This window comes from Streptomyces sp. NPDC051987, assembly GCF_040680735.1.
Classification (GTDB): Bacteria; Actinomycetota; Actinomycetes; order Streptomycetales; family Streptomycetaceae; genus Streptomyces.
Map to the genome: position 1 here is coordinate 26,489 of NZ_JBFAXI010000044.1, position 23,698 is coordinate 50,186.

Consider the following 23,698-nt stretch of genomic DNA (forward strand, 5'->3'; position numbering starts at 1 on the left):
AAGCGGCGGGTGCAGCACTCGTCCCCCGAGGTCAGACGCCCGCCGCTGCCAACGACAACTGAGCACGGTCAGGAGAGGGACCATGGCCCTTACGGCACAGCGGACACACACCACCCGCCCCCGCCGAGAGGGCCGTCGCCACCCGCTGGTGGCGACGCTGATGGCCCTTCCCCTGGCGGCCCTGCTCCTGCTCGTCTTCGACGGCTGGGAGACGGTGGCCACACAGGCGTCGTCCGTGGGAGTGATGCTGGGGCGCTGAGCGGCGACCCCAGGCCCGGAAGAGCGGTCCGGGCGGGGACATCCACCCATGAAACCCCGTGGGGACGGGGGTGCGGCGGACGGCAAAAATGCCGGCGCAGCTGGGGAGCTGCGCCGGCATTGCTTTCCCCCACACCGGCACCCTGCCCCTCGCAGGCCACGCGCCAGCCCTGGCTGCGGGCAGCCGGGCCCCTTGCGGACCGCGTGCCAGCTCTAGCGGTCGCCCGTCGTGCCGCTTGCGGACCGCGTCCTACCTCCAACTGCGGGCAGTCGCGCCGCCTGCGGACCAGGTCCTGGCCTGGCCCCAGCTGCGGGCAGTCGTGCCGCTGGGGCGGCACGGGTGGGCGCAGCGGCACCCCGCTGGCGCGGGCGAGCCAAACCCCGGCCCGACCCCAGCCCGTGCAGTCGGCAACCCCGGCCCACCGCACCCCACGTACCCTCGCCGCAGCACAGCCGCACGCCCCGGGGGACCCCATGACCGCAGACCTGATGCCCGAACTGACCGCCAGGATCAGAACCGTCGCCCACCCCGACGCGGCCCCCTGCACCTGCGTCGACGGCACCACCACCCTCGCCCACCGCCCCGACACCACGGTCCTCCGCCACGCGGAAACCGTCGCCAAGGCCCACGCCCCCGGCACCGACCCCGCCGCCCTCACCCTCCGCCTGACCACCGCCGCCCGTCTCCCCGACGTCTTCCTGCCGCCCCTCACCCCGGCCCCCGCCGCCTTCGTCGACGACCGCCCGGTCACCCTCTGGCCGTACGGCACGCCCGTGGACCCCGACACCCCGGGCGCCGCCCCCTGGGAAGCCGCCGCGACCCTCCTCGGCCGCCTCCACCGCGCCCCGGCCACGCCCGGCACACCCCCGATGCGCGGCCCCGCCAAGGCGGCCCACGCGATAGCCCGCCTCCGGGAAACCCTGGCCGGCACGGCCCCCCACCCCGCCGCCACGCCCCTCCTGCGCGCCTGGTCCGCGTTGCCCGCCTGGGCCCGCGGCGAGGCACCGATGCCCGGCCGCCCCCGCACCCTCTGCCACGGCGACCTCCACCTCGGCCAGCTGGTCCGGCACCCGGCGCCTGACGGCCCGTGGCGGCTCATCGACGTCGACGACCTCGGCGTCGGCGCCCCCGCCTGGGACCTCGCCCGCCCCGCGTCCTGGTACGCGTGCGGCCTTCTCCCGCCGGACGCGTGGACCCGTTTCCTCGCCGCGTACCGCGCGGCCGGCGGCCCGGCCGTACCGGAGGACGGCGGCGACCCCTGGCCCGCCCTGGACGTCCCGGCCCGCGCCCTCACCGTCCAGACCGGCGCCCGGTACCTCGCCAAGGCCATCGCGGCGGACCGTCCGCTGGACGAGGTCGAGCGGTCCCTGATCGACGCGTGTGCCCGGATGGTCTCCGGCGGTTGACCCGTGACCTCGCGAAGTAAGGTGCAACCGACCCGGAGCGGACGGAGTCTGTCCTGGGGAGACGCGAAGCAGTTCTTACGGGCGAGGAGTTGAGCCGACCATGCAGTGTCCGAAGTGCCATGCGCCGATGCACACCTACAACCGCAACGGCGTCCAGATCGAGCAGTGCAGCGGCTGCCGGGGCATCTTCCTCGACTACGGCGAGCTGGAGGCGCTGACCCAGCTGGAGGCGCAGTGGTCCAAGCCCGTGCCGCCGCCGGCTCCGCAGGCGTACCCCGCTCCGCAGGCGTACCCCGCTCCGCAGGCGTACCCGGCCCCGCCCGCGCCCGCCTGGGGCGCCCCGCACGGTGGCGGTCACCACGGCGGCGGCCACGGTGGACACTACGGCGGCCACGGTCACCACGGCCACAAGAGCTGGGCGCACATGCTTTTCTCCAGCTGACCGCACGCAGAAGCCCCGGCCGTCTGAGGCGGCCGGGGCTTCTGCACCGTGTGGACGATACTGGGATTGAACCAGTGACCTCTTCCGTGTCAGGGAAGCGCTCTCCCGCTGAGCTAATCGTCCTCGGGCCGTGATCCAGGGGTCACGGTGACTGCGTGCGCGATACTGGGATTGAACCAGTGACCTCTTCCGTGTCAGGGAAGCGCTCTCCCGCTGAGCTAATCGCGCGGGACGGATCCAAGGTCCTGCGACCAAGATCCAGTGGACGATACTGGGATTGAACCAGTGACCTCTTCCGTGTCAGGGAAGCGCTCTCCCGCTGAGCTAATCGTCCTTGGAGGTGGAGACGGGATTTGAACCCGTGTAGACGGCTTTGCAGGCCGTTGCCTCGCCTCTCGGCCACTCCACCAGGAGTGTAGGGGATCGGGAAGACCCCTCGTTCCTTCGAGCGGACGACGAGGCTCGAACTCGCGACCTCAACCTTGGCAAGGTTGCGCTCTACCAACTGAGCTACGTCCGCCTGTCGTTTCGGTCCGCTCTCGCGTCCCGGCGACGTGTTGAACTCTAGCGGATTCCCGGGCCAGCACAAAAACGCGTTTGCGCAGCGTGCTGCGCCGGACCCGGCGGATGACGTGGTCAGGGCACCCTCGACGACACGCCCGGGTCACTCCCAGGACACCCGCCATAGACTCGACGACGTGCTCCATCATGCTCCTCTCGCCCGGTTCGGCGGCCGCGTCGCCACCGGCCTCCTCGACGTCACCAGCGATCCCGCGGCCCTCGACTCCTCCGGATTCTGGGCCGTCTGCGCGGATTTCGAGGGACGGCTGACCTGCGCCCGCTTCGGCGACGTACGGGAGGAGCCGGTGCCCGCGCCGGTGCCGGGGCGGTGGCGCGGCCCGGCGGTCGGCGACTGGACGTCGTCCCTCGACCGCGAGGCGTACACGGCCGCGGTGCGGCGGATCCGCGCGCACATCGCGGCCGGCGAGGTCTACCAGGCCAACCTCTGCCGCGTGCTGTCCGCGCCGGTCGCCCCCGACGCCGACGTGGACGCCCTGACCGCCCTGCTGGCCCGCGGCAACCCGGCGCCGTACGCCGGAACGATTCGCCTCCCGGAGCACGGGGTGGAGACGGCCACCGCCTCGCCCGAACTGTTCCTGCGCCGGACGGGGCGGACCGTCGAGAGCGGGCCCATCAAGGGCACCGGCCGCACCGAGGCGGACCTCCTGGAGAAGGACTACGCCGAGAATGTGATGATCGTGGACCTGGTCCGCAACGACATAGGCCGGGTCTGCGCCACCGGCACCGTGACCGTCCCCGACCTGTGCGTCGTGGAGAAGCACCCGGGACTGGTCCATCTGGTCTCCACGGTCCGGGGGGAGCTGGGCCCGGACACCGGCTGGCCCGAGCTGCTGACCGCGGCCTTCCCGCCCGGCTCGGTCACCGGCGCTCCGAAGTCGAGCGCCCTGCGGATCATCGAGGCCCTGGAGACCGCGCCCCGCGGCCCGTACTGCGGCGGCATCGGCTGGGTCGACGCGGACCGGGGCACCGGCGAGCTGGCCGTGGGCATCCGTACCTTCTGGATCGACCGGGAGGCGGGCGCCCTGCGGTTCGGCACGGGGGCCGGGATCACCTGGGGATCCGACCCCGAGGGCGAATGGCGGGAGACCGAGCTGAAGGCCGCCCGGCTGCTCGCGGTAGCGTCTGGTACGTACGACGTGAACGGAGGGGTCTGAGGTGAAGATCTGGCTGGACGGCGGGTTGCGGGACGTGGAGTCCGCGCGTGTCTCCGTCTTCGACCACGGGCTGACCGTCGGGGACGGCGTCTTCGAGACGGTGAAGGCGGCCGAGAGCAGGCCCTTCGCGCTCACCCGCCACCTCGACCGGCTGACCCGCTCGGCCCGGGGCCTGGGCCTGCCCGACCCCGACCACGACGAGGTCCGCCGGGCCTGCGAGGCGGTCCTCGCGGCCAACCCGATGCCACTGGGCCGGCTGCGCATCACCTACACCGGCGGCCACGGCCCCCTCGGCTCCGACCGCGGCGACCGCGGTCCCACCCTCGTGGTCGCCGTCGGCGAGACCAGCCGCCGCGCCGACTCTACTGCCGTGATCACGGTCCCCTGGACCCGCAACGAGCGCGGCGCGGTCACCGGCCTGAAGACCACCTCCTACGCCGAGAACGTCGTCGCTCTGGCCCGCGCTCACCAACACGGCGCGTCCGAAGCCCTGTTCGCCAACACCGTCGGGCAGCTCTGCGAGGGCACGGGCTCCAATGTCTTCGTCGTCCTCGACGGCGAGATCCACACCCCGCCGGTCGCCTCCGGCTGCCTGGCCGGCATCACCCGTGCCCTGACCGTCGAGTGGACGGGCGCCCGGGAGTCCGACCTGCCCCTGGACGTTCTGGAGCGGGCCGACGAGATCTTCCTCACCTCCACCCTGCGCGACGTCCAGGCCGTGCACCGCGTCGACGACCGCGAACTCCCCGGAGCCCCCGGCCCGGTGACCGCCAAGGCCATGCGCGTCTTCGACGAGCGCTCGGGCGACGACCTGGATCCGTGAGCGCCCGGATCACGTGAGCGCCCGGATCAATTGAGCGGACACGGGCGTCTTCGACGGGTAGAACACCCCTGATGACCACGACCCTGCGGCCGATCGAGCCGCTTCAGCACGGCCCTGACGGAACACTGCTCCGCCGCTTCCAGGTGTGCGTGAACAGCAGGCCCGTCGGCACCCTCAGCCTTGAGACGTCGGAGCGCTCCGGCCCCGGGGTGGCGCGGATCACGGACCTGCGCATCGAGGAGCCCGACCGCCGCCGGGGCCGGGGCACCGTGGCCGCGCTCGCCGCGGAGGAGGTGGCGCGCGGCTGGGGCTGCCGGCAGATCGAGGTGGAGGTGCCCGCGGCCGCGGAGCCCGCGCTGCGCCTCGTGGGGGCGCTCGGGTACGCCCTGCGCAACCGCGGTATGGAGAAGCGGCTCGGCGACACCCCGCCCGGACTGCCGCCGGGAAGCCGGGCCCGCGACCTGACCGAAGCCGAGTACGAAGGGTGGCTCGCGCACGCCACCGAGAGGTACGCGCGCACGTGGGGCGAGCGGGGCGTGCCCGAGGCCGAGGCGTGGGAGAGGTCACGGCGCGACCACGCGCGGCTGCTGCCCCGGGGCCTCGCCACGGAGGGCGTCCGGCTCAGCGTCCTCGAACACCAGGGGACGCGCGTCGGCGTCCTGTGGCTGGACGTCCGCGCGGACGACGCCTGGGTGTACCGGGTCGAGACCGAACCGGAACACCGGGGACAGGGGCACGGCCGCACGCTCATGCTGCTGGCGGAGGAGCAGACGATCGCCGCCGGAAAGCACGTCCTGGCTCTCAACGTGTTCGCCGGCAACACCCCGGCCGAGCGGCTCTACGAGTCGCTGGGGTACCTCATCCGCTCGTACTCCTTCTACAAGGACCTGATCTGAGGCCCTGATCCGAGGCCCAGCGGGCCAGGGACCGGGGCGGTCACTCCTGTCCGGCCAGCAGCCGGTCCGCGATCTGCTCCACGCGCTCGCGCAGCCCCTCCTGGCTCTTGCCGCCGTCGAGGCGTTCACCGCCGATGACATAGGTCGGGGTGCCGGTCACGCCGATGGCCTTGCCCTCGGCCTGGTCGGCGTCGACGATCAGGATGTGCCGGCCGTCGATCAGCGCGGTGTCGAACTCCTCGGCGTCCAGGCCAAGTTCACCGGCCACCTCGACCAGGAACGGCTCGCCCCCGCGGTCCAGCTCCGCCACCCGGCCGAGGACCGCTTCGACGTACTCCCAGCCCTTCCCCTGCTCCAGCGCCTCCTCGGCGGCCTGTGCGGCGGCGAAGGCGTGCCGGTGCTTCTCCAGCGGGAAGTGCCGCAGCCGCAGCTCCAGCCGGTCGCCGTACCGGGCGCGCAGGGCACGGAGATCGTCCAGGGCACTGCCGCAGTCAGGACACTGCAGTTCACACCAGACGTCGAGAACCAGGGCGCCGGTGCGCTCGGGGGAGTCGTTCATGCCGTCCAGTCTTCCAGCCCGCGCCCCACCGACCCAATCGAGCCGCCGCACGCCGGCCGTCGCGGCTCGTACCTGGGGTGGAGGTGACCCGGAGAGGACCCCGAGATGCCCCTGATTGTCGGGGCTGGGCATGGATCGCACGGGCCGGGCGGTGCACGATGGAAGGGGCGAGGCAACGCGTGCGTGAGGCCCGCCCCCGCCCCGCCCGACACCGCCCGCAGGAGGACCGGATGATCGCCGAGACAGTCTGTTCCGCCGTGTCCGCGGCGGGCCTGGGCATCGCCGTGGTCACCGCCTACCGCAAGCGGTACCTGGCGGCGGCCCGCATCGCCGCCTACTCTCTCGTCCCTGTCGGCCTGGTCATGACGGGTGTGGTCGGCTGGCTCGCCGACACCGCCTTCAGCCCCACCGCCTGGGCGGGCTTCGGCGTGCTCGGCGTCGCCTGGGCCCTCTTCGCCACCACCCGGGCCGTGGAGCGCCGGCGCGGCGGCACGCGCGGCACCCGGGCCGAGCGGAAGGCGGCCGCCCGGGGCGCGCAGCGCGACGCCGTCGCCCCCGCCGCCTCGGCACCGTCCCTGGGTCCGGCCGCCCGTCCGGCCGCCCAGCCCTCGGCGGCTCCCCGGAGCACCAGCTCGGGTGACGACTTCAGCGACATCGAGGCCATCCTCAAGAAGCACGGCATATGACAGTCACATGAGGCATTGAAACGACACAGTGTGCTCCCGGCGTGCGCCGAAGTGTTCAGAGGGTGGGCGCAAGCGAAACGGACATCGAGGAATTCGGCGAACTCCCGCGCATTTCGGGCGTGTTGATCGCGCGCGGGGTGTCCGCTGGGACATCATCGCCGCGAGATGCTGGACACGAAACAGAGCGAGGCCGCGCCGCCGAAGGACGAGCCCCGCGGGTGCCTCTTCGCCCTTTCCCAGCCACCGCTGATGATCTTCCTAGCGGTGATCGGGTGTCTGCTCCTCATGGCTGCGCTGCACGACCTGCTGTGGCTGTGAGCCGTACCCGCCAGTCCCGGCGCCACCCGCCGGGACCGGCGTCGGCATCGATGCCGCCCCCGGCCTCCCGGGATCAGCCGGCCGCCTCCTTGCGGCGTGCCCGGTACGCGGCGACATGCAGGCGGTTTCCGCAGGTCCGGCTGTCACAGTACCGACGCGAACGGTTGCGGGAGAGGTCCACGAAGGCGCGTCGGCAGTCCGGGGCCTCACAGCGCCGCAGCCGCTCCTGCTCACCGGCGACGACGAAGAACGCGAGCGCCATCCCGCAGTCGGCGGCGAGATGGTCGGCCACCGAGGCGCCGGGCGCGAAGTAGTGCACATGCCAGTCGTAGCCGTCGTGGTCCGTGAGCTGGGGCGTGGTGCCCGCGGCGGCGACCAGCTCGTTGATCATCCCGGCCGCGGTCCGGGCGTCGGGAGCGGCGAAGATCCCCGCGAACCGTCCGCGGACCTTGCGCACCGCCGAGAGGTCGAACTCCGACAGCACACCCACATCGCTGATGTTGTGGTTTCGTACGAAATCCTGGAGAGCCGCGACATCGGCCAGTCCGTCCGCCGCCGTGTCGTCCTCCGGTGCGGTGTTCACCAGATCCACCACGGCGTCGAGAGAACACCGGGTGTCGTGGGTGATCAGCACGTTTCGCTCCCTGGCCTGAGGGTCGGGCGGGCGCCCGCCGATGGTGGCCGATGGTAGCGACATACGGCGGCGCCGCACCGCGCCCTGTCCCACTCGTGACTGTCCAGGAGAACGCTCACCGCGCCCCGGCGGTTCCCCGGAACGCGGACACACCGGTGCCGCCCCGTGACGGAACACGGTGGCGGCGCCGGTGCTGCCGTATGCGGTTGTCTTGGCCCGAGCCGTCTCCCCGAGTGGACGGCGCCGGGCGGCCTGCAGGGGCTGTGCCCTAGCTCTCCGCCAGGATGTGGGAGAGCTCCTGGTCGAGATCGAAGTGCCGGTGTTCCGTGCCGGGGGGCACGGCGGCGTCTGTTCGCTTCAGGAAGGATTCCAGGGCCCGCGCCGGGGCTTCGAGCAGAGCCTCCCCTTCCGGGGAGCTCAGGGCGATGCACACGACGCCCTGACCGTGACTGCGGGACGGCCAGACGCGGACGTCGCCGGTGCCGGTGGGGCGGTGCAGCCCCTCGGCGAGGAGGTCGCGGGCGAACACCCACTCGACGGTCTCCTCGGCTCCGGTGTGGAAGGTGGCGTGCACGGCGTAGGGGTCGGCCGTGTCGTACCGCAGGCCTGCGGGGACAGGCAGGGAGGACTCGCTCGACACAACGAGGCGCAGGTGCAGCTCGCAGCTGACCGTGGTGTTCATAAGCGCCAGGGCCTTTCGCTCAGTGTGCGCTCGGGGATTCGCACGTCGGCGAAATCGACATGCCACCTACGGTGCCGTTGTAAACCCCTCTGAGTGTTTTGCGTGTGTTTACGTAACTCTTCCGGCCGAGAACCTGAACGCGATCTACGACCATTCCGGTGACCGGAATCGCTCAGGTAGGGTTTGGTCGTATGAATACGGGGAGTAACGAACCGGGCGGGGCCACGGTGGCCTCGGACGGGAGCGAGGTGGACGGGACGACGACGGACCGGGCACGTGACGAGCGGGGGCTCGGATCGCGGGCGCCCGAGTTCATCAAGGCGCGCCGGGTGCTGCACCTGAGCTGGCAGGTCGGGGTTTTCGCGGTCGGTCTGGCGATCGTGGCCGTGGGCATCGTCCTGCTGCCGTTGCCCGGACCGGGCTGGGTGGTCATCTTCGCCGGCATGGCGGTCTGGGCGACCGAGTTCGTCTGGGCCCAGCTGGTGCTGCGCTGGACGAAGCGCAAGGTCACGGAGGCGGCCCAGAAGGCCCTGGACCCCAAGGTGCGCCGCCGGAACCTGACGCTCACGGCGATCGGCCTGGTGATCGTGGGCGCCGGGGTCGGGATCTACCTCTCCCGGTTCGGGATAGTGATGCCCTGGAAGATCGAGGAGTGATCCGGCCGCCGGTCACGGGCCCCGGCGACTGGTCAGGGGCACCCCCTGACATGGGGTAATGTTCTTCCTGTGCCCGGGCGATTAGCTCAGTGGGAGAGCGCTTCGTTCACACCGAAGAGGTCACTGGTTCGAACCCAGTATCGCCCACCCGGAACCACGGCCCACCTGCCAGAGAGCAGGTGGGCCGCGGTCGTCTCCAGGCCGCGCGGCCAGGGGCTTGCCGCCTACGGCCACCGACCGCGGCGCGGCTGTGGCGACGGAGGCGCAGGGCGCGCGACGATCGGCGGCCCGCCCCGGCCGGACAGCCGCCGAGCGGGTCACGGGATGCCCCGCCGACGCCGACGGCGGTCGCACCGTCGGCGACGAGCGGTGCGGGCGGCACGCACCGAGCCGCCCTTCGGCGGTGCGTCGCCGACACCCCAGATGGACCAGAGCGCGGACGGGACGTGGACGCTTGATCACCCTCCGCCTAACAGGCGGGACGAGCTGCCGTGTTCCCGGAGGTGACCGCGAACCACCTGGCCAGGCCCCGTCCGCTGGCCCGCCGAGCCGATCGCAAACCGAACAGAACCCGATCACCGGACCCGGTCTCCCGCCCGCCGCCCGCCGCCCGCCGCAGTGGTCGGAGGTGTGCGCACTGGCGCCCTCACCCCGGTCCAGGAGTCGAGCTGCGGCACCAGCCAGACCTCAGCCCGCCCTGGCCCTCGCTCACCCTGCGCCCCCGCGCCCCCCGCGCCCCCGCGCCCCCCGCGCCCCCGCGCCCCCCGGGCCGCCCCCACCGCCCCCGCGGCGGGCCCTGCCACCCCCCGGCAGCCCCCGGAGCAACCCTCGCCCCGCCCCGCCCACCCTCCACCGCCTCCGTCCCCGCCTCCGCCCCGAAGCCAACCCGTAACACCCGCCCCCCGTAAGCCACTTCGCGTTCGACCACCCGACCGCGCGCCGCTCACCAGCGATGTCGTCCACCCGGCACCCCCGCCCCTTCGCCGCGCCGCCTCGCCCGCTCGCCCACCCCCGCAAGAAATTCCTGTGCGAATCATTGACGCCTCACCGGGCCCTCCGTAACTTGTGCCAGCAAGCGCTTACTTGAAACGATTCATGCAAGCGTCGGCGACGCTGCGGGGAGGGGCCCGACTGTGGGAACCAGCAGGAATGTGGAGAGGCGCACCATCCTGAAGGCGGCCGGAGCGTCGGCGGCCGTGCTCGGGCTCGCCGGGACGGCCGGGTGTGGCGGCGGCACCGGTTCCGGGGACGGCACGGTGACGATCCGTTACTCCTGGTGGGGTGCGGAGGAACGCGCGCAGAAGATCAACAAGACCATCGCGCTCTTCGAGCAGAAGTATCCGAAGATCAAGGTCAAGACCGACTTCCAGACGTATGCGTCCTTCTGGGAGAAGTTCCAGACGCAGGCCGCCGGCGGAAATCCCCCAGATGTTTTCCAAAATGCCGTCACCTTTCTCCGGAAGTACGACAAGCGAGGAATTCTCCTTGACCTCAGGTCACAGGTGCAGGCCGGAAATCTGAGCCTGGATCACTTCCGGGCCGGGGTGACCAAGGTCGGCGAGGCCGACGGAAAGCAGCTCGGAATCCCCGTCGGCTCCAACACCATGGCGCTGGTCATCGACAAGAAGGTCTACGAGAAGGCCGGCGTCGAGCCGCACGCGGGCTGGACCTGGGACGACTACTTCAAGGCCCTGAAGACCATCCACGACCGGACCAAGGTCGCGGGGGACACCGGCTACTTCACCATCATGTACCTCTACGACCTCTACCTCCGCCAGAACGGCAAGGCGTTCTACACCGACGACGGCCTAGGCTTCGACAAGGCCGACCTGACGGAGTGGTGGACCGACGGCTACAACCGCGTCAAGGCCGGCATCGTCACCGATCCGAAGGTCGTGGCCCAGGACTTCCCCAAGTCCTCCCTCTCCGCCGGTCACGGCGCCTCTGAGTTCACCTGGGACAACTTCACCGTCCGCTACTCCGCCGAAGGCGACAGCACCTACGGCCTCGCCCCGATCCCGACCACCGACGGCAAGCACACCGGGCAGTACCTCGCCTCCCTGATGCTGAGCGCCTCCGCCCGCACCGCTCATCCCAAGGAGGTCGCGCAGTTCATCGACTTCATGGTGCACGACCCCGAGGTCGGCAAGGTCATGGGCTACGACCGGGGCATCCTCGCGAGCACCGAGCAGTACACGGCGTACCGGCCGACCGACGCGGTGAACAAGGAGATCGCGCAGTACGAGGCCGACACCGCCAAGGCCGGCGTCCTCGGCACGATCACCCCGCACCCCTCCGGTGCCGACACCATCGAGGCCGCCTTCCTGCGCATCGGCGGCGACCTCGGCCAGGGCAAGACCAAGGTCTCCGACGCGGTGAAGCAGTTCTTCACCGAGTCCGAGGCCGCCTTCCAGGCCTGATGGGATCTGCCGTGACGCTCGTCCAGGACTCCCCGCCCGCCGCCCGCGAGCCGCGCCCCGCCGCCCCCGCCGGGCGGCGGCCGGGCCGCCGGCGCGAGAACCTCGCCGGCTACCTCTTCATGTCCCCGTGGATCGCGGGCTTCCTGCTGCTGACCGCGGGCCCGATGGTCGCCTCGCTCTACTTCGCGTTCACCGACTACAACCTCTTCAACACCCCGAAGTGGGTCGGCCTCTCCAACTTCACCAGGATGTTCGGCGACCCCCGCTGGCAGAAGTCGGTGGCGGTGACCGCGAAGTACGTGGTCATCGGCACCCCGCTGAAGCTGCTGCTCGCCCTCGGGGTGGCGCTGCTCCTCGCCCAGAGCCGACGCGGCCAGGCCTTCTACCGGGCTGCCTTCTACGCCCCCTCGCTCATCGGCGCGAGTGTCTCGGTCGGCTTCGTCTGGCGGTCCCTGTTCTCCGACGGCGCGATCGTGGACCGGGGGCAGACCTTCTTCGGCCGGCACGTCGGCGGCTGGGTCGGCAACGCCGACTGGGTGCTGTACTGCCTGGTCGCGCTGACCGTCTGGCAGTTCGGCGCGCCCATGGTCATCTTCCTGGCCGGCCTGAAGCAGGTGCCCAGGGAGCTGTACGAGGCGGCCGAGATGGACGGCGCCGGGCCGCTGCGCAGGTTCTGGAACATCACCCTGCCGACGATCTCCCCGGTGCTGTTCTTCAACGTGCTCCTGGAGACCATCCACTCCTTCCAGATCTTCGGCTCGGCCTACGTCGTCTCCAACGGCACCTGCGGACCGGCCGACGCCACCCTCGTCTACACCTGCTACCTGTACGAGCAGGGCTTCAGGAACGCCCAGATGGGCTTCGCCGCCGCGATGGCCTGGATGCTGCTGCTGGCCGTGGCCCTGGTGACGGCCGTCCTCTTCTGGTCCCAGAAGAAGTGGGTGCACTACGAGGAGGACGCCCGATGAGCGCGATCACCACCAAGGTCACGGACACGGTCGGCCGCAGGCGGGCCGGATCCCTCGGCTGGCACCTCGGCGCCCTGCTGATCCTCGCCGTCATCCTCTACCCGGTGGTGTGGGTGATCGGCGCCTCGTTCAAGCCCAGCAAGGACATCATCAACAGCCTCCAGCTGTTCCCGTCCCACCCGATCGTGTCCAACTTCAAGGGCCTGGCCGACGGCATAGCGGACATCAGCATCTGGACGTTCTTCCAGAACTCCCTCTTCTACGCCGTCGGCGCCGTCGTCGGCGTGCTGGTCTCCTGCTCGCTCACCGCCTACGCCTTCGCCCGCATCCGGTTCACCGGCCGCAACCTGCTCTTCTCCCTGATGATCGGCACCCTGCTGCTGCCGTACCACGTGCTGTTGATCCCGCAGTACGTGATGTTCCAGAAGCTCGGCTGGATCAACACCTACGTCCCCCTGCTGATCGGCAAGTACCTCGCCACCGAGGCGTTCTTCGTCTTCCTCATGGTGCAGTTCATGCGGAACCTGCCCAGGGAACTCGACGAGGCGGCCCGGCTCGACGGCTGCGGGCACGTCCGCATCTACTGGTCGATCGTGCTGCCGCTGTGCCGGCCCGCCCTGATCACCAGTGCGATCTTCACCTTCATCAACGCCTGGAACGACTTCATGGGCCCGCTGATCTACCTCAACGAGCCCGGCAAGTACACCGTCTCCCTGGGCCTGATGATGTTCCGCGACTCGGACGGCGTGGCCGCCAACTACGGCGGGATGATCGCCATGTCGCTGGTCGCGCTGCTGCCCGTGCTGCTGTTCTTCCTCGCCTTCCAGCGCTATCTGATCGACGGAATGGCGACCTCCGGACTGAAGGGCTGATGACGTCGTGGCCGACGTGCGAGCAAGGCCGTCCGTCTTCGCGGAGCGGTTCGGCGTCTTCGCCGAGTGTCTCCTCACCGGGGTGTGGATCGCCATCGGATCCCTCGGGGTCGTCACCTACCCGGCCGCCTTCGCCGCCGGCGCCCGGCATCTGCGCCGCCGTACCGGTCAGGTGGGCGGCGGCTGGCGGGAGTTCACCCGGGACTTCCGGGCCGCCCTGTCCGGCGGGTGGGCCGTCGGGCTGGCCGGGTGGGGTGTGGTCGCCGCCGCCTGGGTGGACGTCCAGGCGGTGCGGGCCGGGCTGCCCGGCGGGCCGCTCGTCGGGGCCGCCGGTCTGTTCGCGGTGATCGGCCTCGTGGTCGCGGGGGTGCGCGCGGCGGCCGTCTGGACGCCGGGCGACCGCTGGCGCGCCCTGCTCGCGGCGGCCGGCCGCCGTACCGTCCTCGACCCCGGCGGATCCTTCCTGCTCGTCGGCGGAGCGGTCCTCGTCGTCTGTTCCGCCCTGCTCGTGGCGCCACTGGCGGTGCCCGTACTGGGTGCTCTCGCGGGGGCGGCCGTGGCCGCGGAGGAGCGCTACCGGCGCCGCCGCGGCTGACCGGTCCGGCATCCGGGCTGGCGCTCCCGCGCCGGCTTCTCCTCTGTCATGTCCCTGACCGCACCGCCCCCATCTCCGCCCCATCCCCGACCCCATCCATGACCGCCCCCGCTCTCGCACGGAAAGGAAAGGCGGACCATGTCTCCCATTCCCCGCAGGTCCCTCCTCAAGGCGGCCGCCGTGGCCGGCGCCGCCGCCCAGTTCAGCTGGGCACTGGGCGCGAAGAACGCGCAGGCCGCGCCCGGAGCCGGGGCCGCCGACGCGGACCCGGTGACGCTGGACTGGCTGGAGGACGGCGGCCTGGGCGCCGCGCCCGGCTCGACGGTCGGCGTGCCCTGGCCGAAGGGCGTCTTCCCGGCGGACCAGGCCTTCGCACTGACCGACGCGGACGGCAAGGACGTGGCCGTCCAGTCCTGGCCGATCGCCTACTGGCCCGACGGCTCCCTCAAGTGGACCGCGCACGCGGTGAGTTCCGGGAACGGCGAGCTGACCCTCGCGGCAGGCGAACCGGCCGCGCCCGCGCAGCGGGTCACCGTCGACCAGCGCGGCGGCACCGTCGACGTCTCCACCGGCGTGATCGCCGTGAAGATCGGCAAGAACGGCTCCACCCTCGTCAAGTCCGTCACCCGGGGCTCCACCGAGATCGCCACGAACGGCCGGCTGGTCCTCCTCCGCCAGCCCGAGATCGAGGACGAGGACCAGGGCACGGTCAGGACGGAGCGTTTCGACGGAGCGATCGACTCCGTCACCGTCGAACAGGACGGACCGGTCCGGGCCGTCGTCCGCGTCGACGGCAGACACCGCAGGGGCAGCCGCAGTTGGCTGCCGTTCTCGATCCGCCTCTACTTCTACGCGGGCGCCGACTCCTTCCGCATGGTCCACACCATCACCTACGACGGCACCCAGGAACCGGGCAGGGCGAGCGGCGACTTCATCCGCGGGCTGGGCGTCCGGTTCAGCGTGCCGATGCGCGACGAGGCGTACGACCGGCACGTGCGGATCGGCGGCGAGGGAACCGGCCTGCTGCGGGAGGCCGTCCAGGGCATCACCGGCCTGCGCCGCGACCCGGGCGCGGCCGTCCAGGCGGCCCAGTACGCGGGGGAGAAGCTGCCCGACCCGGCCACCTGGGACCAGCGCGTCACCACCCGCCTGCAGTACATCCCGCACTGGGGTGACTACACCCTCGCCCAGCTCTCCGCCGACGGCTTCACCCTGCGCAAGCGCACCAGGAAGGGGTACGGCTGGATCGCGGCCGGCGGCGGCAGGCGGGCCTCCGGATTCGGCTACGTCGGCGGGGCGAGCGGCGGACTCTCCTTCGGCCTGCGCGACTTCTGGGAGAAGCACCCGGCGCAGCTCGACATCCGCGACGCCCACACCGACACGGCCGAGGTCACCCTCTGGCTCTGGTCGCCCGAGGCCCAGCCGATGGACCTGCGCTTCTACCACGACGGCATGGGCCAGGACACCTACGCCGAACAGCTCGAAGGCCTCAACATCACCTACGAGGACTACGAGCCCGGGTTCGGCACCCCCTACGGCATCGCCCGCACCTCCGAACTCCTCTTCTGGGCCAACGAGTCGACCCCGTCGGCGGACGCGCTCGCCGAACAGGTCGCGGCCGTGCGGACCTTGCCGCAGCTCACCGCACCCCCCAGGCAGCTCATCAAGGCCAAGGTCTTCGGCCCCGGCCTGTTCTCCGAGCCCGACCGCTCCACCGCCGCCAAGGCGAAGATCGAGGACCACCTCGACTTCCTCTTCACCTACTACAAGGACCAGGTCGAGCAGCGCCGTTGGTACGGCTTCTGGGACCACGGCGACTTCATGCACACCTACGACACCGTGCGCCACCAGTGGCGGTACGACGTCGGCGGCTACGCCTGGGACAACTCGGAGCTCTCGCCCGACCTCTGGCTCTGGTACGCGTACCTGAGAAGCGGGCGCGCGGACATCTTCCGGTTCGCGGAGGCGCTCACCCGGCACACCGGCGAGGTCGACGTCTACCACATCGGCCAGTGGGCCGGCCTCGGCACCCGGCACGGCATCCAGCACTACGCGGACAGCGCCAAGCAGCAGCGCATCGCCAACACCACCTACCGGCGCTTCTACTACTTCCTCACCGCCGACGAACGCGTCGGCGACCTCATGGCCGCCAACGTCGACTCCGACGAGACCTTCCTCGTCCTGGACCCGCAGCGCAAGGTCCGCACCGACCCCTACACCCCCGACCGGCACGCCCTCTCCATCGGCTTCGGCACCGACTGGAGCGGCCTGGTCTCGGCCTGGCTGACCGAGTGGGAGCGCAAGGGTCCCAAGTGGGAGAAGGCCAGGGCCCGCGTCCTGTCGACCATGGCGGGCATCGCCGCCCAGCCCAACGGCTTCGTCCAGGGCAGCGGTCTGTACGACCTCGACACCGGCAGGTTCGCGACCGCCACCACCCCGGTGGTCTCCGTCTCCCACCTCTCGGCGGTCTTCGGCCTCAACGAGCTCTGCGCCGAACTCATCTACCTGGTCGACCTGCCGGAGTTCAACGAGGCGTACTTCGACTACTGCCGTTACTTCAACGCCACCAAGGCGGAACAGGCGGCACGCTACGGCGCCGACTTCGGCACCCTGCTGCTCTTCCAGGGCCACTCGCGGCTCGACGCCTACGCCGCCGTCCAGACCGGTGACGCGACCCTCGCCCGGCGCGCGTGGACGAAGTTCTACACCTCCGACGGCTACACGGAGTCCTCACCCTGGAAGACCGAGCCGCTCTCCGGCCCGGTCACCCTGGTCGCGGGCAGCGAGGCGAGCTGGGTGTCCTCCAACGACACCGCGCTGTACGGGCTCGCGGCCATCGAGAACCTGGCCCTGCTCGGCGACAGGATGCCCGCCTAGGCAGACGGGGGAGCGCCGTCGCACGGGCGGCGGCGCTCGCACCGACGAGTGTGGTCCAGGTCACTCGGAGCGGGCATGAGTACGCGTACTCAGATCACCGGTCTGCGCCACACTGCGTCCATGGACTGGAACCACTACCGTTTCCGCAGCCTGTGGCCCCTCCCGGTACCGCTCACCACCGTGTACGAGGCGCTGCGGAAGGTGGACGAGTACCCCCGCTGGTGGCCCCAGGTGCGCTCGGTGAACCGGCTGGACGACACCAGCGCCGTCCTCGCCATCCGCTCGTTCCTCCCGTACGACCTCACGTTCACCGCGCGCGAGGCGCGGCGCGACCCAGAGGCGGGGGTGCTGGAGATCTCGATCACCGGTGACATCGAGGGCTGGGCCCGGTGGACGATCGCCGCCGACGGCACCGGCACCGTCGCCCGCTACGACCAGGTCGTCGACGTCGGCAAGCCGCTGCTTCGACGACTCGCCGTGCCGGGACGGCCGTTCTTCCGGCTGAACCACCGGCTGATGATGAACTCCGGACGACGCGGACTGCTCAGCCATCTCCAAGCGGTTTGAACGAGACCCGCCGGTACCTGTATCGTTCTCTGCGTTCCCGGGCGATTAGCTCAGTGGGAGAGCGCTTCGTTCACACCGAAGAGGTCACTGGTTCGAACCCAGTATCGCCCACCACCGGGAAGGCCGGTCCGCCGTGGCGGACCGGCCTTTTTGCTGCTCCCGGCCGACCCGCTCCTCACGCCGCCGTCGGCAGTTCCGGCCGCAGCGGCCAGTACGTGTTCACCGTCTCCGGTGTGCCGCTGCGGGTGAACCACGCCTGGAGGCCACGCGCCTGGGCCGCGTGCCAGGTCGTCTGCAGGGTGTGCAGTTCGGCCGGGCTCAGGCGCTCCAGGCGGGCCGCGAAACGACGGCCCAGCGCCCGTACGACCTCCAGGGACGCGAGCGCGTCCGCGCCCGCGTCATGCGCGCCGTCGAGAGTGACCTCGTAGTGCGCGCACAGGTCGGTCAGGGTCCGGCGGCCCTTGCGGTAGCGGTCCAGGTGCTTGTCCAGGACCCGGGGATCGAGGACGAGCAGGGGGCTCGCCTCGAACCACTGGTCCAGCGAGGACGCCCGATGGCGGCGCAGCTCGCGGTCCAGCAGGGTCAGATCGAACGGCGCGTTCATCACCACCAGCGGGCGGTGCATCGCCGCGTGCTCGGCCAGTTGCTCGGCTATCTCGTACATCACCGGCGCCGGCCAACGGCCGTTGCGCTGCAGGTGTTCGTCCGTCAGCCCGTGCACCGCCGTCGCCGCTTCCGGCACCGGCACGCCCGGGTTGACCAGCCAGCGGGTCACCCGGGGGCGGGTGCCCGGGGCGTCCTGGACGACGACCGCGGCGGACACGATGCGGTCGGTCTCCACGTCCACGCCCGTGGTCTCCGTGTCGAAGGCCGCCAAGGGCCCCTCGTACCAGCACGTCATGCCCATACAACTCCTCGTTCACCCACGGCAGGTGACGTTCCGTCTTCTGCCTGTTTGGTGATACCCGGGCCGTTTGCGACGTACGCCGGAAGGACACAACAGGAGTGCGGGTCTTTGCAGTTCAGCGGCCCGCCACGGGGAAACTCTTTGGCTGGGAAGGCTGTTGGTCATGGCGATAGCGCAGCCCGAACGGGGCGGGCTGCTGCCCGAGCGTACGGGCCCCCATCGCGGCACACTCGCCACCACCGCCTGCATGGAGACACTGCAGGTGGGCTATCTGCACGCCGTCGCGGCGGCGGCCGGCTGCTCGCTGTCGCAGCCGTTCCCGGACAACGGCATCGACTGGCACGTCAGCCACGGCTCGCCCGGTCACACCGTCGACGACGAGGTGACCATAAAGGTGCAGCTCAAGTGCACGTACCAGATAGCGCCCAACCCGCCGGGGCGTTTCTTCTCCTTCACGCTGGACAACGACCACCTGCGCAAGCTCGCCCGCACCCCGGTGTCGGTGCACAAGATCCTGGTGGTGATGCTGGTGCCGCGCTCCCCGGACGACTGGCTGCGCGCCAGCCACGACCGGCTCGATCTGCGCCACTGCTGCTACTGGGTCAACCTGGCAGGGCACCCGATCACCGGCCGGCACCGGACCACCGTGCGGGTCCCGACCTCGCGCATCTTCGACGACCGGGCGCTCTGCGAGATCATGACGCGGGTCGGGACGGGAGGCAGACCATGAGGCACCGTCCGTACGAGGAGCAGCTGCGAGAGGTCCGGCCGCATCCCGACGATCTCCACGGACCCCACTGGAACCGTCCCCCGGAGCCCGCCGAGGTCGACCCCGCCGTGCTCGGCGCCCTGCTGCGCCGGCACGGCTGGCAGCGGCGCGGCGGCGCGCCGGGGCGCTACGGCCGCTGGACCCCACCCGGGCCGGGCAACACCGGCACCAGCCTGCTGGTACCCGAGAGCCGCGCCTTCCCGGACAGTGACGATCTGCTCGGGGAGGCGCTCACGGCTCTCGTGCGCAGCGACACGCCGGCAGCCCGTGAGGTGCTGGTGGGACTCGCCGTGCCCAGCGACGAGATCCGCTGGTGGCGGGATGTCCCCAGCGGACCGGCGGACGCCGCGTCCTGGACGGCCGAGGAGCAGTTGCGCACCGCGGCCCGGGGGACCCTGCTGGCCGGCGCGCTCGCCACGCGCGCGCGTGCCGGCTTCTACGGCGCCCGGCACAAGCGCGCGGCCGCCGCCCTGCTGGAGTCCGTCCTCGTGGGCTCGGCGGAGGGCGGGCGCGGCCTCACCGCCTTCGTGCCCGTCGGCACCGGCCGGCCTCTCGCCGTGCGCCTCCACCAGGCCCTCCACGCGGCCCGCGAGGCCATCGACTACCAGCGGGCCACCGGCGGTATGGACGCCTTCGACGGAGCCGTCGAGGCCGGCGTCAGCCGGGAACTGACCGATGCCCTGGTCACGCTCGTGCGCGGCACCGAGGGCGCCCGGATCTCCGTCGACTGGGCGCCGGGCGCCGGCGTCCCCGAGGACTGCGCGGCCACCACCGAGCCCGTCGAGTTCTCACCCGGCGACCTGCCCGTGCTGCGCGAGGCCGGCGCCCGCTACCTGCGCGACGAACCCTCCGTCGCGGTCCGGATCACCGGCACCGTCGTCCGGATGCGCCGCTCCGAGCCGCGCGGCGAGGGCGCGGTACGGCTGCGGGTGATCGCCGGGGCCGAGGTGCCGTACGTCAGGGTCACCCTCGACGAGGAGGACTACCGGATCGCCGGCCAGGCCCACCTGGTCGGGCTCCCGGTGCGGGTGCACGGCCGGCTGGAGAGCCGGGGCGGCTTCCGGCGGCTGTCCGGCGCCTTCGGGGTCGCGCCGGTCCAGGTGGAGGAGGCCGACCGGGACCGGCTCATGAAGTCGCTCCAGGAGAACCTCGACTTCTTCGAGGAGGCCTGCACCGGGGACGACTGCGACTGAGCGGGGACGGTCGGTAACCGTTTCGCGGTCGGACGGCCGGGGTCGGTACGATCCCCTGGTGCGCGCGCTCCTGGTATGGCGCCGCAACCACCTTCAGTCAGGAGAGACCGGTGTCAGACGTCCGTGTGATCATCCAACGCGATTCCGAGCGGGAAGAGCGCCTGGTGACGACGGGCACCACGGCCGCCGAGCTCTTCGCCGGCGAGCGCTCGATCATCGCCGCCCGGGTGGCCGGTGAGCTCAAGGACCTCGCGTACGAGGTGCGGGACGGCGAGACCGTCGAGGGCGTCGAGATCTCCTCGGAGGACGGCCTCAACATCCTGCGCCACTCCACCGCGCACGTCATGGCGCAGGCCGTCCAGGAGATCTTCCCCGAGGCCAAGCTGGGCATCGGCCCGCCGGTCAAGGACGGCTTCTACTACGACTTCGACGTGGCGAAGCCGTTCACGCCCGAGGATCTCAAGGCCGTCGAGAAGAAGATGCAGGAGATCCAGAAGCGCGGCCAGCGGTTCTCCCGCCGCGTGGTGACCGACGAGGCGGCCCGCGAGGAGCTGGCGGACGAGCCGTACAAGCTGGAGCTGATCGGTCTCAAGGGCTCCGCGTCCAGCGACGACGGCGCGGACGTCGAGGTCGGCGCCGGTGAGCTGACGATCTACGACAACCTGGACGCCAAGACCGGCGAGCTCTGCTGGAAGGACCTCTGCCGGGGCCCCCACCTGCCCTCCACCCGCCTGATCCCGGCGTTCAAGCTGATGCGCAACGCGGCCGCCTACTGGCGCGGCAGCGAGAAGAACCCCATGCTCCAGCGCATCTACGGCACCGCCTGGCCGTCCAAGGAGGAGCTGAAGGAGCACCTGGACTTCCTCGCCGAGGCCGAGAAGCGCGACCACCGCAAGCTGGGCAGCGAGCTGGACCTGTTCTCCGTCCCGGAGCAGATCGGCTCCGGCCTCGCCGTCTTCCACCCCAAGGGCGGCATCGTCCGCCGCGTGATGGAGGACTACTCGCGCCGCCGGCACGAGGAGGAGGGGTACGAGTTCGTCTACACCCCGCACGCCACCAAGGGGAAGCTCTTCGAGACCTCCGGGCACCTGGACTGGTACGCCGACGGCATGTACCCGCCCATGCAGCTCGACGAGGGCGTGGACTACTACCTCAAGCCCATGAACTGCCCGATGCACAACCTGATCTTCGACGCCCGCGGCCGGTCCTACCGTGAACTCCCGCTGCGGCTCTTCGAGTTCGGCACCGTGTACCGGTACGAGAAGTCGGGTGTCGTGCACGGCCTCACCCGGGCCCGCGGTTTCACCCAGGACGACGCGCACATCTACTGCACCAAGGAGCAGATGGCGGAGGAGCTCGACAAGACGCTCACCTTCGTCCTGAACCTGCTGCGCGACTACGGCCTCAACGACTTCTACCTGGAGCTGTCCACCAAGGACCCGGAGAAGTTCGTCGGCTCCGACGAGGTCTGGGAGGAGGCCACGGAGACCCTGCGCGCGGTCGCCGAGAAGCAGGGCCTCCCGCTGGTCCCCGACCCGGGCGGCGCCGCCTTCTACGGCCCGAAGATCTCCGTGCAGGCCAAGGACGCCATCGGCCGCACCTGGCAGATGTCGACCGTCCAGCTCGACTTCAACCTGCCTGAGCGCTTCGACCTGGAGTACACCGCCGCCGACGGCACCAAGCAGCGCCCGGTGATGATCCACCGTGCCCTGTTCGGGTCCATCGAGCGGTTCTTCGCGGTCCTCCTGGAGCACTACGCGGGCGCGTTCCCGGCCTGGCTGGCGCCGGTCCAGGCGGTGGGCATCCCGATCGGCGACGGGCACGTCGACTACCTGCACAGGTTCGCCGCCGAGGCGAAGAAGAAGGGCCTGCGGGTCGAGGTGGACGCGTCGTCCGACCGCATGCAGAAGAAGATCCGCAACGCCCAGAAGCAGAAGGTGCCCTTCATGGTCATCGCGGGCGACGAGGACATGGCGGCCGGCTCGGTCTCCTTCCGCTACCGCGACGGCTCGCAGGAGAACGGCATCCCGTTCGACGAGGCCATCGCCAAGATCCAGAAGGTCGTCGAGGAGCGGACCCAGGTCTGACCGGCCTCCGCCAGGGCCCCGGGAGCTCAGTGCTCCGGGGGCCCTGGCACGTCCTCGCTCAGGGAGAACCGCTGCAGCATCCAGGACGAGAACGAGCCCGTGACCGTGCCCAGGAGTCCCAGGCCGCAGGCCATCAGCCCCACGGCGATGAACCGCCCCCGCGTGGTCACCGGGACGTAGTCGCCGTACCCGACCGTGGACAGGGTCGAACAGGTCCACCAGAGGGAGTCGCCGAACGTGCGGATGTTGGCGTCGGGGGCCGACCGCTCGGCCTGGTAGACGGCGAGGGCGCCGGAGAAGCCCAGCAGCGCGATCGACAGCGCCGAGTAGGCGGCCACGCGCGCGTGCAGCGCGAGCCGGGGGTGACCGCGCCGGTGCTGGATCGACTCGTAGGTCCGCACGACCCGCAGCGGCCGCATCAGGGGCAGCACCAGGACGAGCGTGTCCAGCCAGTGCCGCCGCACGAACCCCGGCCCCTCGCCGCTGAGCCGCCAGCGCACCGCGTAGTCGACGGCGAACAGCGCCCAGGCCGTGTACATCAGCGCCAGGAAGAAGACGTGCGCGGCCGTCGGCAGGCCGGGCAGCAGTACATGCACCGCGTACGCGCCGAGGAAGACCAGTGACGCGATGCCGAGCGGCAGGCCGATCCTGCGGTCCCAGCGGCTCAGCGGGCTGTCGTCGTCCATCCGCCCAGCTTCGCCGCCGGGCCGTTTCCCCCGGCCCCGGCGACACGCCGCGAACGGGCGAAGCCATATGCTGCCTAGCATGACGAGTGAGCCGGAGCAGCAGATCGGAGTGGGGACGCAGGACGCGTTCCAGCGCCTGTGGACGCCCCACCGGATGGCCTACATCCAGGGCGAGAACAAGCCGACCGGCCCCGGGGCCGACGACGGCTGTCCCTTCTGCTCGATCCCGGCCAAGTCCGACGAGGACGGACTCGTCGTCCGGCGCGGCGAACACGTCTACGCGGTCCTCAACCTCTACCCCTACAACGGCGGCCACCTGATGACCGTGCCGTACCGCCATGTCGCCGACTACACCGACCTGACCGCCCCGGAGACGGTGGAACTGGCCGAGCTGACCAAGCAGGCGATGACCGCGCTGCGCACGGCGTCCGGTGCCCACGGCTTCAACATCGGCATGAACCAGGGCTCGGTGGCGGGCGCCGGCATCGCGGCCCACCTGCACCAGCACATCGTCCCGCGCTGGGGCGGCGACACGAACTTCATGCCGGTGGTGGGCCACACGCGGGTGCTGCCGCAGCTGCTGGCGGACACCCGCAAGATGCTGGCCGAGGCCTGGCCGACGGCACACTGAGCGGCCCGTCCGGCGCCTGCGGACGAGGC

Annotated in this window: 24 protein-coding genes and 7 tRNA genes; 21 read left to right on the forward strand and 10 right to left on the reverse strand. The window is 71.1% G+C overall.

The annotated features are described in order from the left end of the window. Positions 1 to 82: 82 nt before the first annotated feature. The 3 genes from AB0M11_RS23455 to AB0M11_RS23465 all read left to right on the forward strand — a co-directional run bounded on the left by AB0M11_RS23455 (position 83) and on the right by AB0M11_RS23465 (position 2,107). Entirely contained in the window at positions 83 to 259 is a 177-nt protein-coding gene (locus AB0M11_RS23455; protein WP_365708496.1) for a hypothetical protein, read from the forward strand. 473 nt (positions 260 to 732) lie between these two features. Continuing rightward, a complete protein-coding gene (locus AB0M11_RS23460; protein WP_365708498.1) occupies positions 733 to 1,665 on the forward strand; it encodes a phosphotransferase in 933 nt (310 codons plus the stop codon). A gap of 100 nt (positions 1,666 to 1,765) precedes the next feature. Continuing rightward, positions 1,766 to 2,107: a zf-TFIIB domain-containing protein gene (locus tag AB0M11_RS23465; protein ID WP_365708500.1), complete on the forward strand. Its 342-nt coding sequence runs from the start codon at positions 1,766 to 1,768 to the stop codon at positions 2,105 to 2,107. 51 nt (positions 2,108 to 2,158) lie between these two features. Here the strand turns inward: AB0M11_RS23465 and AB0M11_RS23470 are convergent. The 5 genes from AB0M11_RS23470 to AB0M11_RS23490 form a co-directional block, all read right to left on the reverse strand. After that, positions 2,159 to 2,230 (reverse strand) — tRNA-Val (locus AB0M11_RS23470). A gap of 33 nt (positions 2,231 to 2,263) precedes the next feature. Further along, positions 2,264 to 2,335 (reverse strand) — tRNA-Val (locus AB0M11_RS23475). A 34-nt stretch (positions 2,336 to 2,369) separates the two neighbouring features. Further along, positions 2,370 to 2,441: transfer RNA gene (locus tag AB0M11_RS23480), tRNA-Val, on the reverse strand. A gap of 1 nt (position 2,442) precedes the next feature. Then, positions 2,443 to 2,516, reverse strand: a tRNA-Cys gene (locus AB0M11_RS23485). 38 nt (positions 2,517 to 2,554) lie between these two features. Then, positions 2,555 to 2,627: transfer RNA gene (locus AB0M11_RS23490), tRNA-Gly, on the reverse strand. 178 nt (positions 2,628 to 2,805) lie between these two features. Here AB0M11_RS23490 and AB0M11_RS23495 point away from each other — a divergent pair. From AB0M11_RS23495 to AB0M11_RS23505, 3 genes are all read left to right on the forward strand, one after another. Continuing rightward, the gene (locus AB0M11_RS23495; protein ID WP_365708501.1) at positions 2,806 to 3,843 is read left to right on the forward strand and encodes a chorismate-binding protein; all 1,038 of its coding nucleotides are present in this window, start codon (positions 2,806 to 2,808) and stop codon (positions 3,841 to 3,843) included. A gap of 1 nt (position 3,844) precedes the next feature. Next, on the forward strand, positions 3,845 to 4,666 hold the full coding sequence (locus tag AB0M11_RS23500; protein ID WP_365708503.1) for an aminodeoxychorismate lyase: 822 nt from the start codon (positions 3,845 to 3,847) through the stop codon (positions 4,664 to 4,666). A 71-nt stretch (positions 4,667 to 4,737) separates the two neighbouring features. Then, positions 4,738 to 5,562: a GNAT family N-acetyltransferase gene (locus AB0M11_RS23505; RefSeq protein ID WP_365708505.1), complete on the forward strand. Its 825-nt coding sequence runs from the start codon at positions 4,738 to 4,740 to the stop codon at positions 5,560 to 5,562. 40 nt (positions 5,563 to 5,602) lie between these two features. Here AB0M11_RS23505 and AB0M11_RS23510 read toward each other — a convergent pair whose 3' ends face one another. Then, positions 5,603 to 6,121, reverse strand: coding sequence for a DsbA family protein (locus AB0M11_RS23510; protein WP_365708507.1), 519 nt, complete (start codon positions 6,119 to 6,121; stop codon positions 5,603 to 5,605). Positions 6,122 to 6,351: 230 nt separating this feature from the next. On the opposite strand from AB0M11_RS23510, the gene AB0M11_RS23515 reads away from it, so the two are divergent. Both AB0M11_RS23515 and AB0M11_RS23520 read left to right on the forward strand, forming a co-directional pair. After that, positions 6,352 to 6,807, forward strand: coding sequence for a hypothetical protein (locus AB0M11_RS23515; protein WP_365708509.1), 456 nt, complete (start codon positions 6,352 to 6,354; stop codon positions 6,805 to 6,807). A gap of 165 nt (positions 6,808 to 6,972) precedes the next feature. Beyond that, positions 6,973 to 7,125 (forward strand): hypothetical protein, encoded by a 153-nt coding sequence (locus AB0M11_RS23520; RefSeq protein WP_167450005.1) that lies wholly within the window; start codon positions 6,973 to 6,975, stop codon positions 7,123 to 7,125. Between the two features lie 73 nt (positions 7,126 to 7,198). Here AB0M11_RS23520 and AB0M11_RS23525 read toward each other — a convergent pair whose 3' ends face one another. Then, positions 7,199 to 7,759 (reverse strand): CGNR zinc finger domain-containing protein, encoded by a 561-nt coding sequence (locus tag AB0M11_RS23525; RefSeq protein ID WP_365708511.1) that lies wholly within the window; start codon positions 7,757 to 7,759, stop codon positions 7,199 to 7,201. A gap of 268 nt (positions 7,760 to 8,027) precedes the next feature. After that, on the reverse strand, positions 8,028 to 8,441 hold the full coding sequence (locus tag AB0M11_RS23530) for an SsgA family sporulation/cell division regulator (RefSeq protein WP_004002642.1): 414 nt from the start codon (positions 8,439 to 8,441) through the stop codon (positions 8,028 to 8,030). A gap of 191 nt (positions 8,442 to 8,632) precedes the next feature. On the opposite strand from AB0M11_RS23530, the gene AB0M11_RS23535 reads away from it, so the two are divergent. From AB0M11_RS23535 to AB0M11_RS23575, 9 genes are all read left to right on the forward strand, one after another. After that, positions 8,633 to 9,097 (forward strand): TIGR02611 family protein, encoded by a 465-nt coding sequence (locus tag AB0M11_RS23535; protein ID WP_365708513.1) that lies wholly within the window; start codon positions 8,633 to 8,635, stop codon positions 9,095 to 9,097. Between the two features lie 75 nt (positions 9,098 to 9,172). Further along, positions 9,173 to 9,244, forward strand: a tRNA-Val gene (locus AB0M11_RS23540). 986 nt (positions 9,245 to 10,230) lie between these two features. Then, the gene (locus AB0M11_RS23545) at positions 10,231 to 11,517 is read left to right on the forward strand and encodes an extracellular solute-binding protein (RefSeq protein WP_365708515.1); all 1,287 of its coding nucleotides are present in this window, start codon (positions 10,231 to 10,233) and stop codon (positions 11,515 to 11,517) included. 11 nt (positions 11,518 to 11,528) lie between these two features. After that, complete coding sequence (locus AB0M11_RS23550) at positions 11,529 to 12,485, forward strand: sugar ABC transporter permease (RefSeq protein WP_365708517.1); 957 nt, start codon at positions 11,529 to 11,531, stop codon at positions 12,483 to 12,485. Continuing rightward, positions 12,482 to 13,357, forward strand: coding sequence for a carbohydrate ABC transporter permease (locus tag AB0M11_RS23555; RefSeq protein WP_365708519.1), 876 nt, complete (start codon positions 12,482 to 12,484; stop codon positions 13,355 to 13,357). Before AB0M11_RS23550 ends, AB0M11_RS23555 begins: the two co-directional genes overlap by 4 nt. Positions 13,358 to 13,373: 16 nt before the next feature. Next, positions 13,374 to 13,952: a hypothetical protein gene (locus tag AB0M11_RS23560; protein ID WP_365708572.1), complete on the forward strand. Its 579-nt coding sequence runs from the start codon at positions 13,374 to 13,376 to the stop codon at positions 13,950 to 13,952. A 138-nt stretch (positions 13,953 to 14,090) separates the two neighbouring features. Beyond that, positions 14,091 to 16,829 carry a Tat pathway signal sequence domain protein gene (locus AB0M11_RS23565; RefSeq protein ID WP_365708521.1) on the forward strand — a complete coding sequence of 913 codons (2,739 nt, stop codon included), beginning with the start codon at positions 14,091 to 14,093 and terminating at the stop codon, positions 16,827 to 16,829. A 120-nt stretch (positions 16,830 to 16,949) separates the two neighbouring features. Continuing rightward, positions 16,950 to 17,396, forward strand: a complete 447-nt coding sequence (locus tag AB0M11_RS23570; RefSeq protein ID WP_365708574.1) for an SRPBCC family protein — start codon at positions 16,950 to 16,952, stop codon at positions 17,394 to 17,396. A 39-nt stretch (positions 17,397 to 17,435) separates the two neighbouring features. Continuing rightward, positions 17,436 to 17,510, forward strand: a tRNA-Val gene (locus AB0M11_RS23575). 61 nt (positions 17,511 to 17,571) lie between these two features. Here AB0M11_RS23575 and AB0M11_RS23580 read toward each other — a convergent pair. Continuing rightward, complete coding sequence (locus AB0M11_RS23580) at positions 17,572 to 18,297, reverse strand: 3'-5' exonuclease (protein ID WP_365708523.1); 726 nt, start codon at positions 18,295 to 18,297, stop codon at positions 17,572 to 17,574. A 169-nt stretch (positions 18,298 to 18,466) separates the two neighbouring features. Between AB0M11_RS23580 and AB0M11_RS23585 the strand changes: the two genes are divergently transcribed. The 3 genes from AB0M11_RS23585 (at position 18,467) to thrS (ending at position 22,352) form a co-directional block, all read left to right on the forward strand. Further along, positions 18,467 to 19,033: a DUF4365 domain-containing protein gene (locus AB0M11_RS23585; RefSeq protein ID WP_365708525.1), complete on the forward strand. Its 567-nt coding sequence runs from the start codon at positions 18,467 to 18,469 to the stop codon at positions 19,031 to 19,033. Further along, on the forward strand, positions 19,030 to 20,265 hold the full coding sequence (locus tag AB0M11_RS23590) for a hypothetical protein (RefSeq protein WP_365708527.1): 1,236 nt from the start codon (positions 19,030 to 19,032) through the stop codon (positions 20,263 to 20,265). The genes AB0M11_RS23585 and AB0M11_RS23590 overlap by 4 nt, the downstream gene beginning before the upstream one ends. Before the next feature lie 110 nt (positions 20,266 to 20,375). After that, positions 20,376 to 22,352, forward strand: a complete 1,977-nt coding sequence (gene thrS / locus AB0M11_RS23595; protein WP_365708529.1) for a threonine--tRNA ligase — start codon at positions 20,376 to 20,378, stop codon at positions 22,350 to 22,352. Positions 22,353 to 22,378: 26 nt separating this feature from the next. On the opposite strand, the gene AB0M11_RS23600 is transcribed toward thrS, so the two are convergent. Further along, positions 22,379 to 23,038, reverse strand: a complete 660-nt coding sequence (locus tag AB0M11_RS23600) for an ion channel (RefSeq protein ID WP_365708531.1) — start codon at positions 23,036 to 23,038, stop codon at positions 22,379 to 22,381. 67 nt (positions 23,039 to 23,105) lie between these two features. Here AB0M11_RS23600 and AB0M11_RS23605 point away from each other — a divergent pair, with 67 nt between their 5' ends. Beyond that, entirely contained in the window at positions 23,106 to 23,669 is a 564-nt protein-coding gene (locus AB0M11_RS23605) for an HIT domain-containing protein (RefSeq protein WP_365708533.1), read from the forward strand. Positions 23,670 to 23,698 lie beyond the last annotated feature (29 nt).

Coding starts and splice junctions, on each gene's coding strand:
- AB0M11_RS23535 (WP_365708513.1), top strand. CDS start 8,633: ATGAATACGGGGAGTAACGAACCGGGCGGGGCCACGGTGGCCTCGGAC.
- AB0M11_RS23570 (WP_365708574.1), top strand. CDS start 16,950: ATGGACTGGAACCACTACCGTTTCCGCAGCCTGTGGCCCCTCCCGGTA.
- AB0M11_RS23520 (WP_167450005.1), top strand. CDS start 6,973: ATGCTGGACACGAAACAGAGCGAGGCCGCGCCGCCGAAGGACGAGCCC.
- AB0M11_RS23590 (WP_365708527.1), top strand. CDS start 19,030: ATGAGGCACCGTCCGTACGAGGAGCAGCTGCGAGAGGTCCGGCCGCAT.
- AB0M11_RS23465 (WP_365708500.1), top strand. CDS start 1,766: ATGCAGTGTCCGAAGTGCCATGCGCCGATGCACACCTACAACCGCAAC.
- AB0M11_RS23600 (WP_365708531.1), bottom strand. CDS start 23,038: ATGGACGACGACAGCCCGCTGAGCCGCTGGGACCGCAGGATCGGCCTG.
- AB0M11_RS23555 (WP_365708519.1), top strand. CDS start 12,482: ATGAGCGCGATCACCACCAAGGTCACGGACACGGTCGGCCGCAGGCGG.
- AB0M11_RS23580 (WP_365708523.1), bottom strand. CDS start 18,297: ATGACGTGCTGGTACGAGGGGCCCTTGGCGGCCTTCGACACGGAGACC.
- AB0M11_RS23605 (WP_365708533.1), top strand. CDS start 23,106: ATGCTGCCTAGCATGACGAGTGAGCCGGAGCAGCAGATCGGAGTGGGG.
- AB0M11_RS23530 (WP_004002642.1), bottom strand. CDS start 8,441: ATGAACACCACGGTCAGCTGCGAGCTGCACCTGCGCCTCGTTGTGTCG.
- AB0M11_RS23510 (WP_365708507.1), bottom strand. CDS start 6,121: ATGAACGACTCCCCCGAGCGCACCGGCGCCCTGGTTCTCGACGTCTGG.
- AB0M11_RS23455 (WP_365708496.1), top strand. CDS start 83: ATGGCCCTTACGGCACAGCGGACACACACCACCCGCCCCCGCCGAGAG.
- AB0M11_RS23515 (WP_365708509.1), top strand. CDS start 6,352: ATGATCGCCGAGACAGTCTGTTCCGCCGTGTCCGCGGCGGGCCTGGGC.
- AB0M11_RS23565 (WP_365708521.1), top strand. CDS start 14,091: ATGTCTCCCATTCCCCGCAGGTCCCTCCTCAAGGCGGCCGCCGTGGCC.
- AB0M11_RS23585 (WP_365708525.1), top strand. CDS start 18,467: ATGGCGATAGCGCAGCCCGAACGGGGCGGGCTGCTGCCCGAGCGTACG.
- AB0M11_RS23505 (WP_365708505.1), top strand. CDS start 4,738: ATGACCACGACCCTGCGGCCGATCGAGCCGCTTCAGCACGGCCCTGAC.
- AB0M11_RS23460 (WP_365708498.1), top strand. CDS start 733: ATGACCGCAGACCTGATGCCCGAACTGACCGCCAGGATCAGAACCGTC.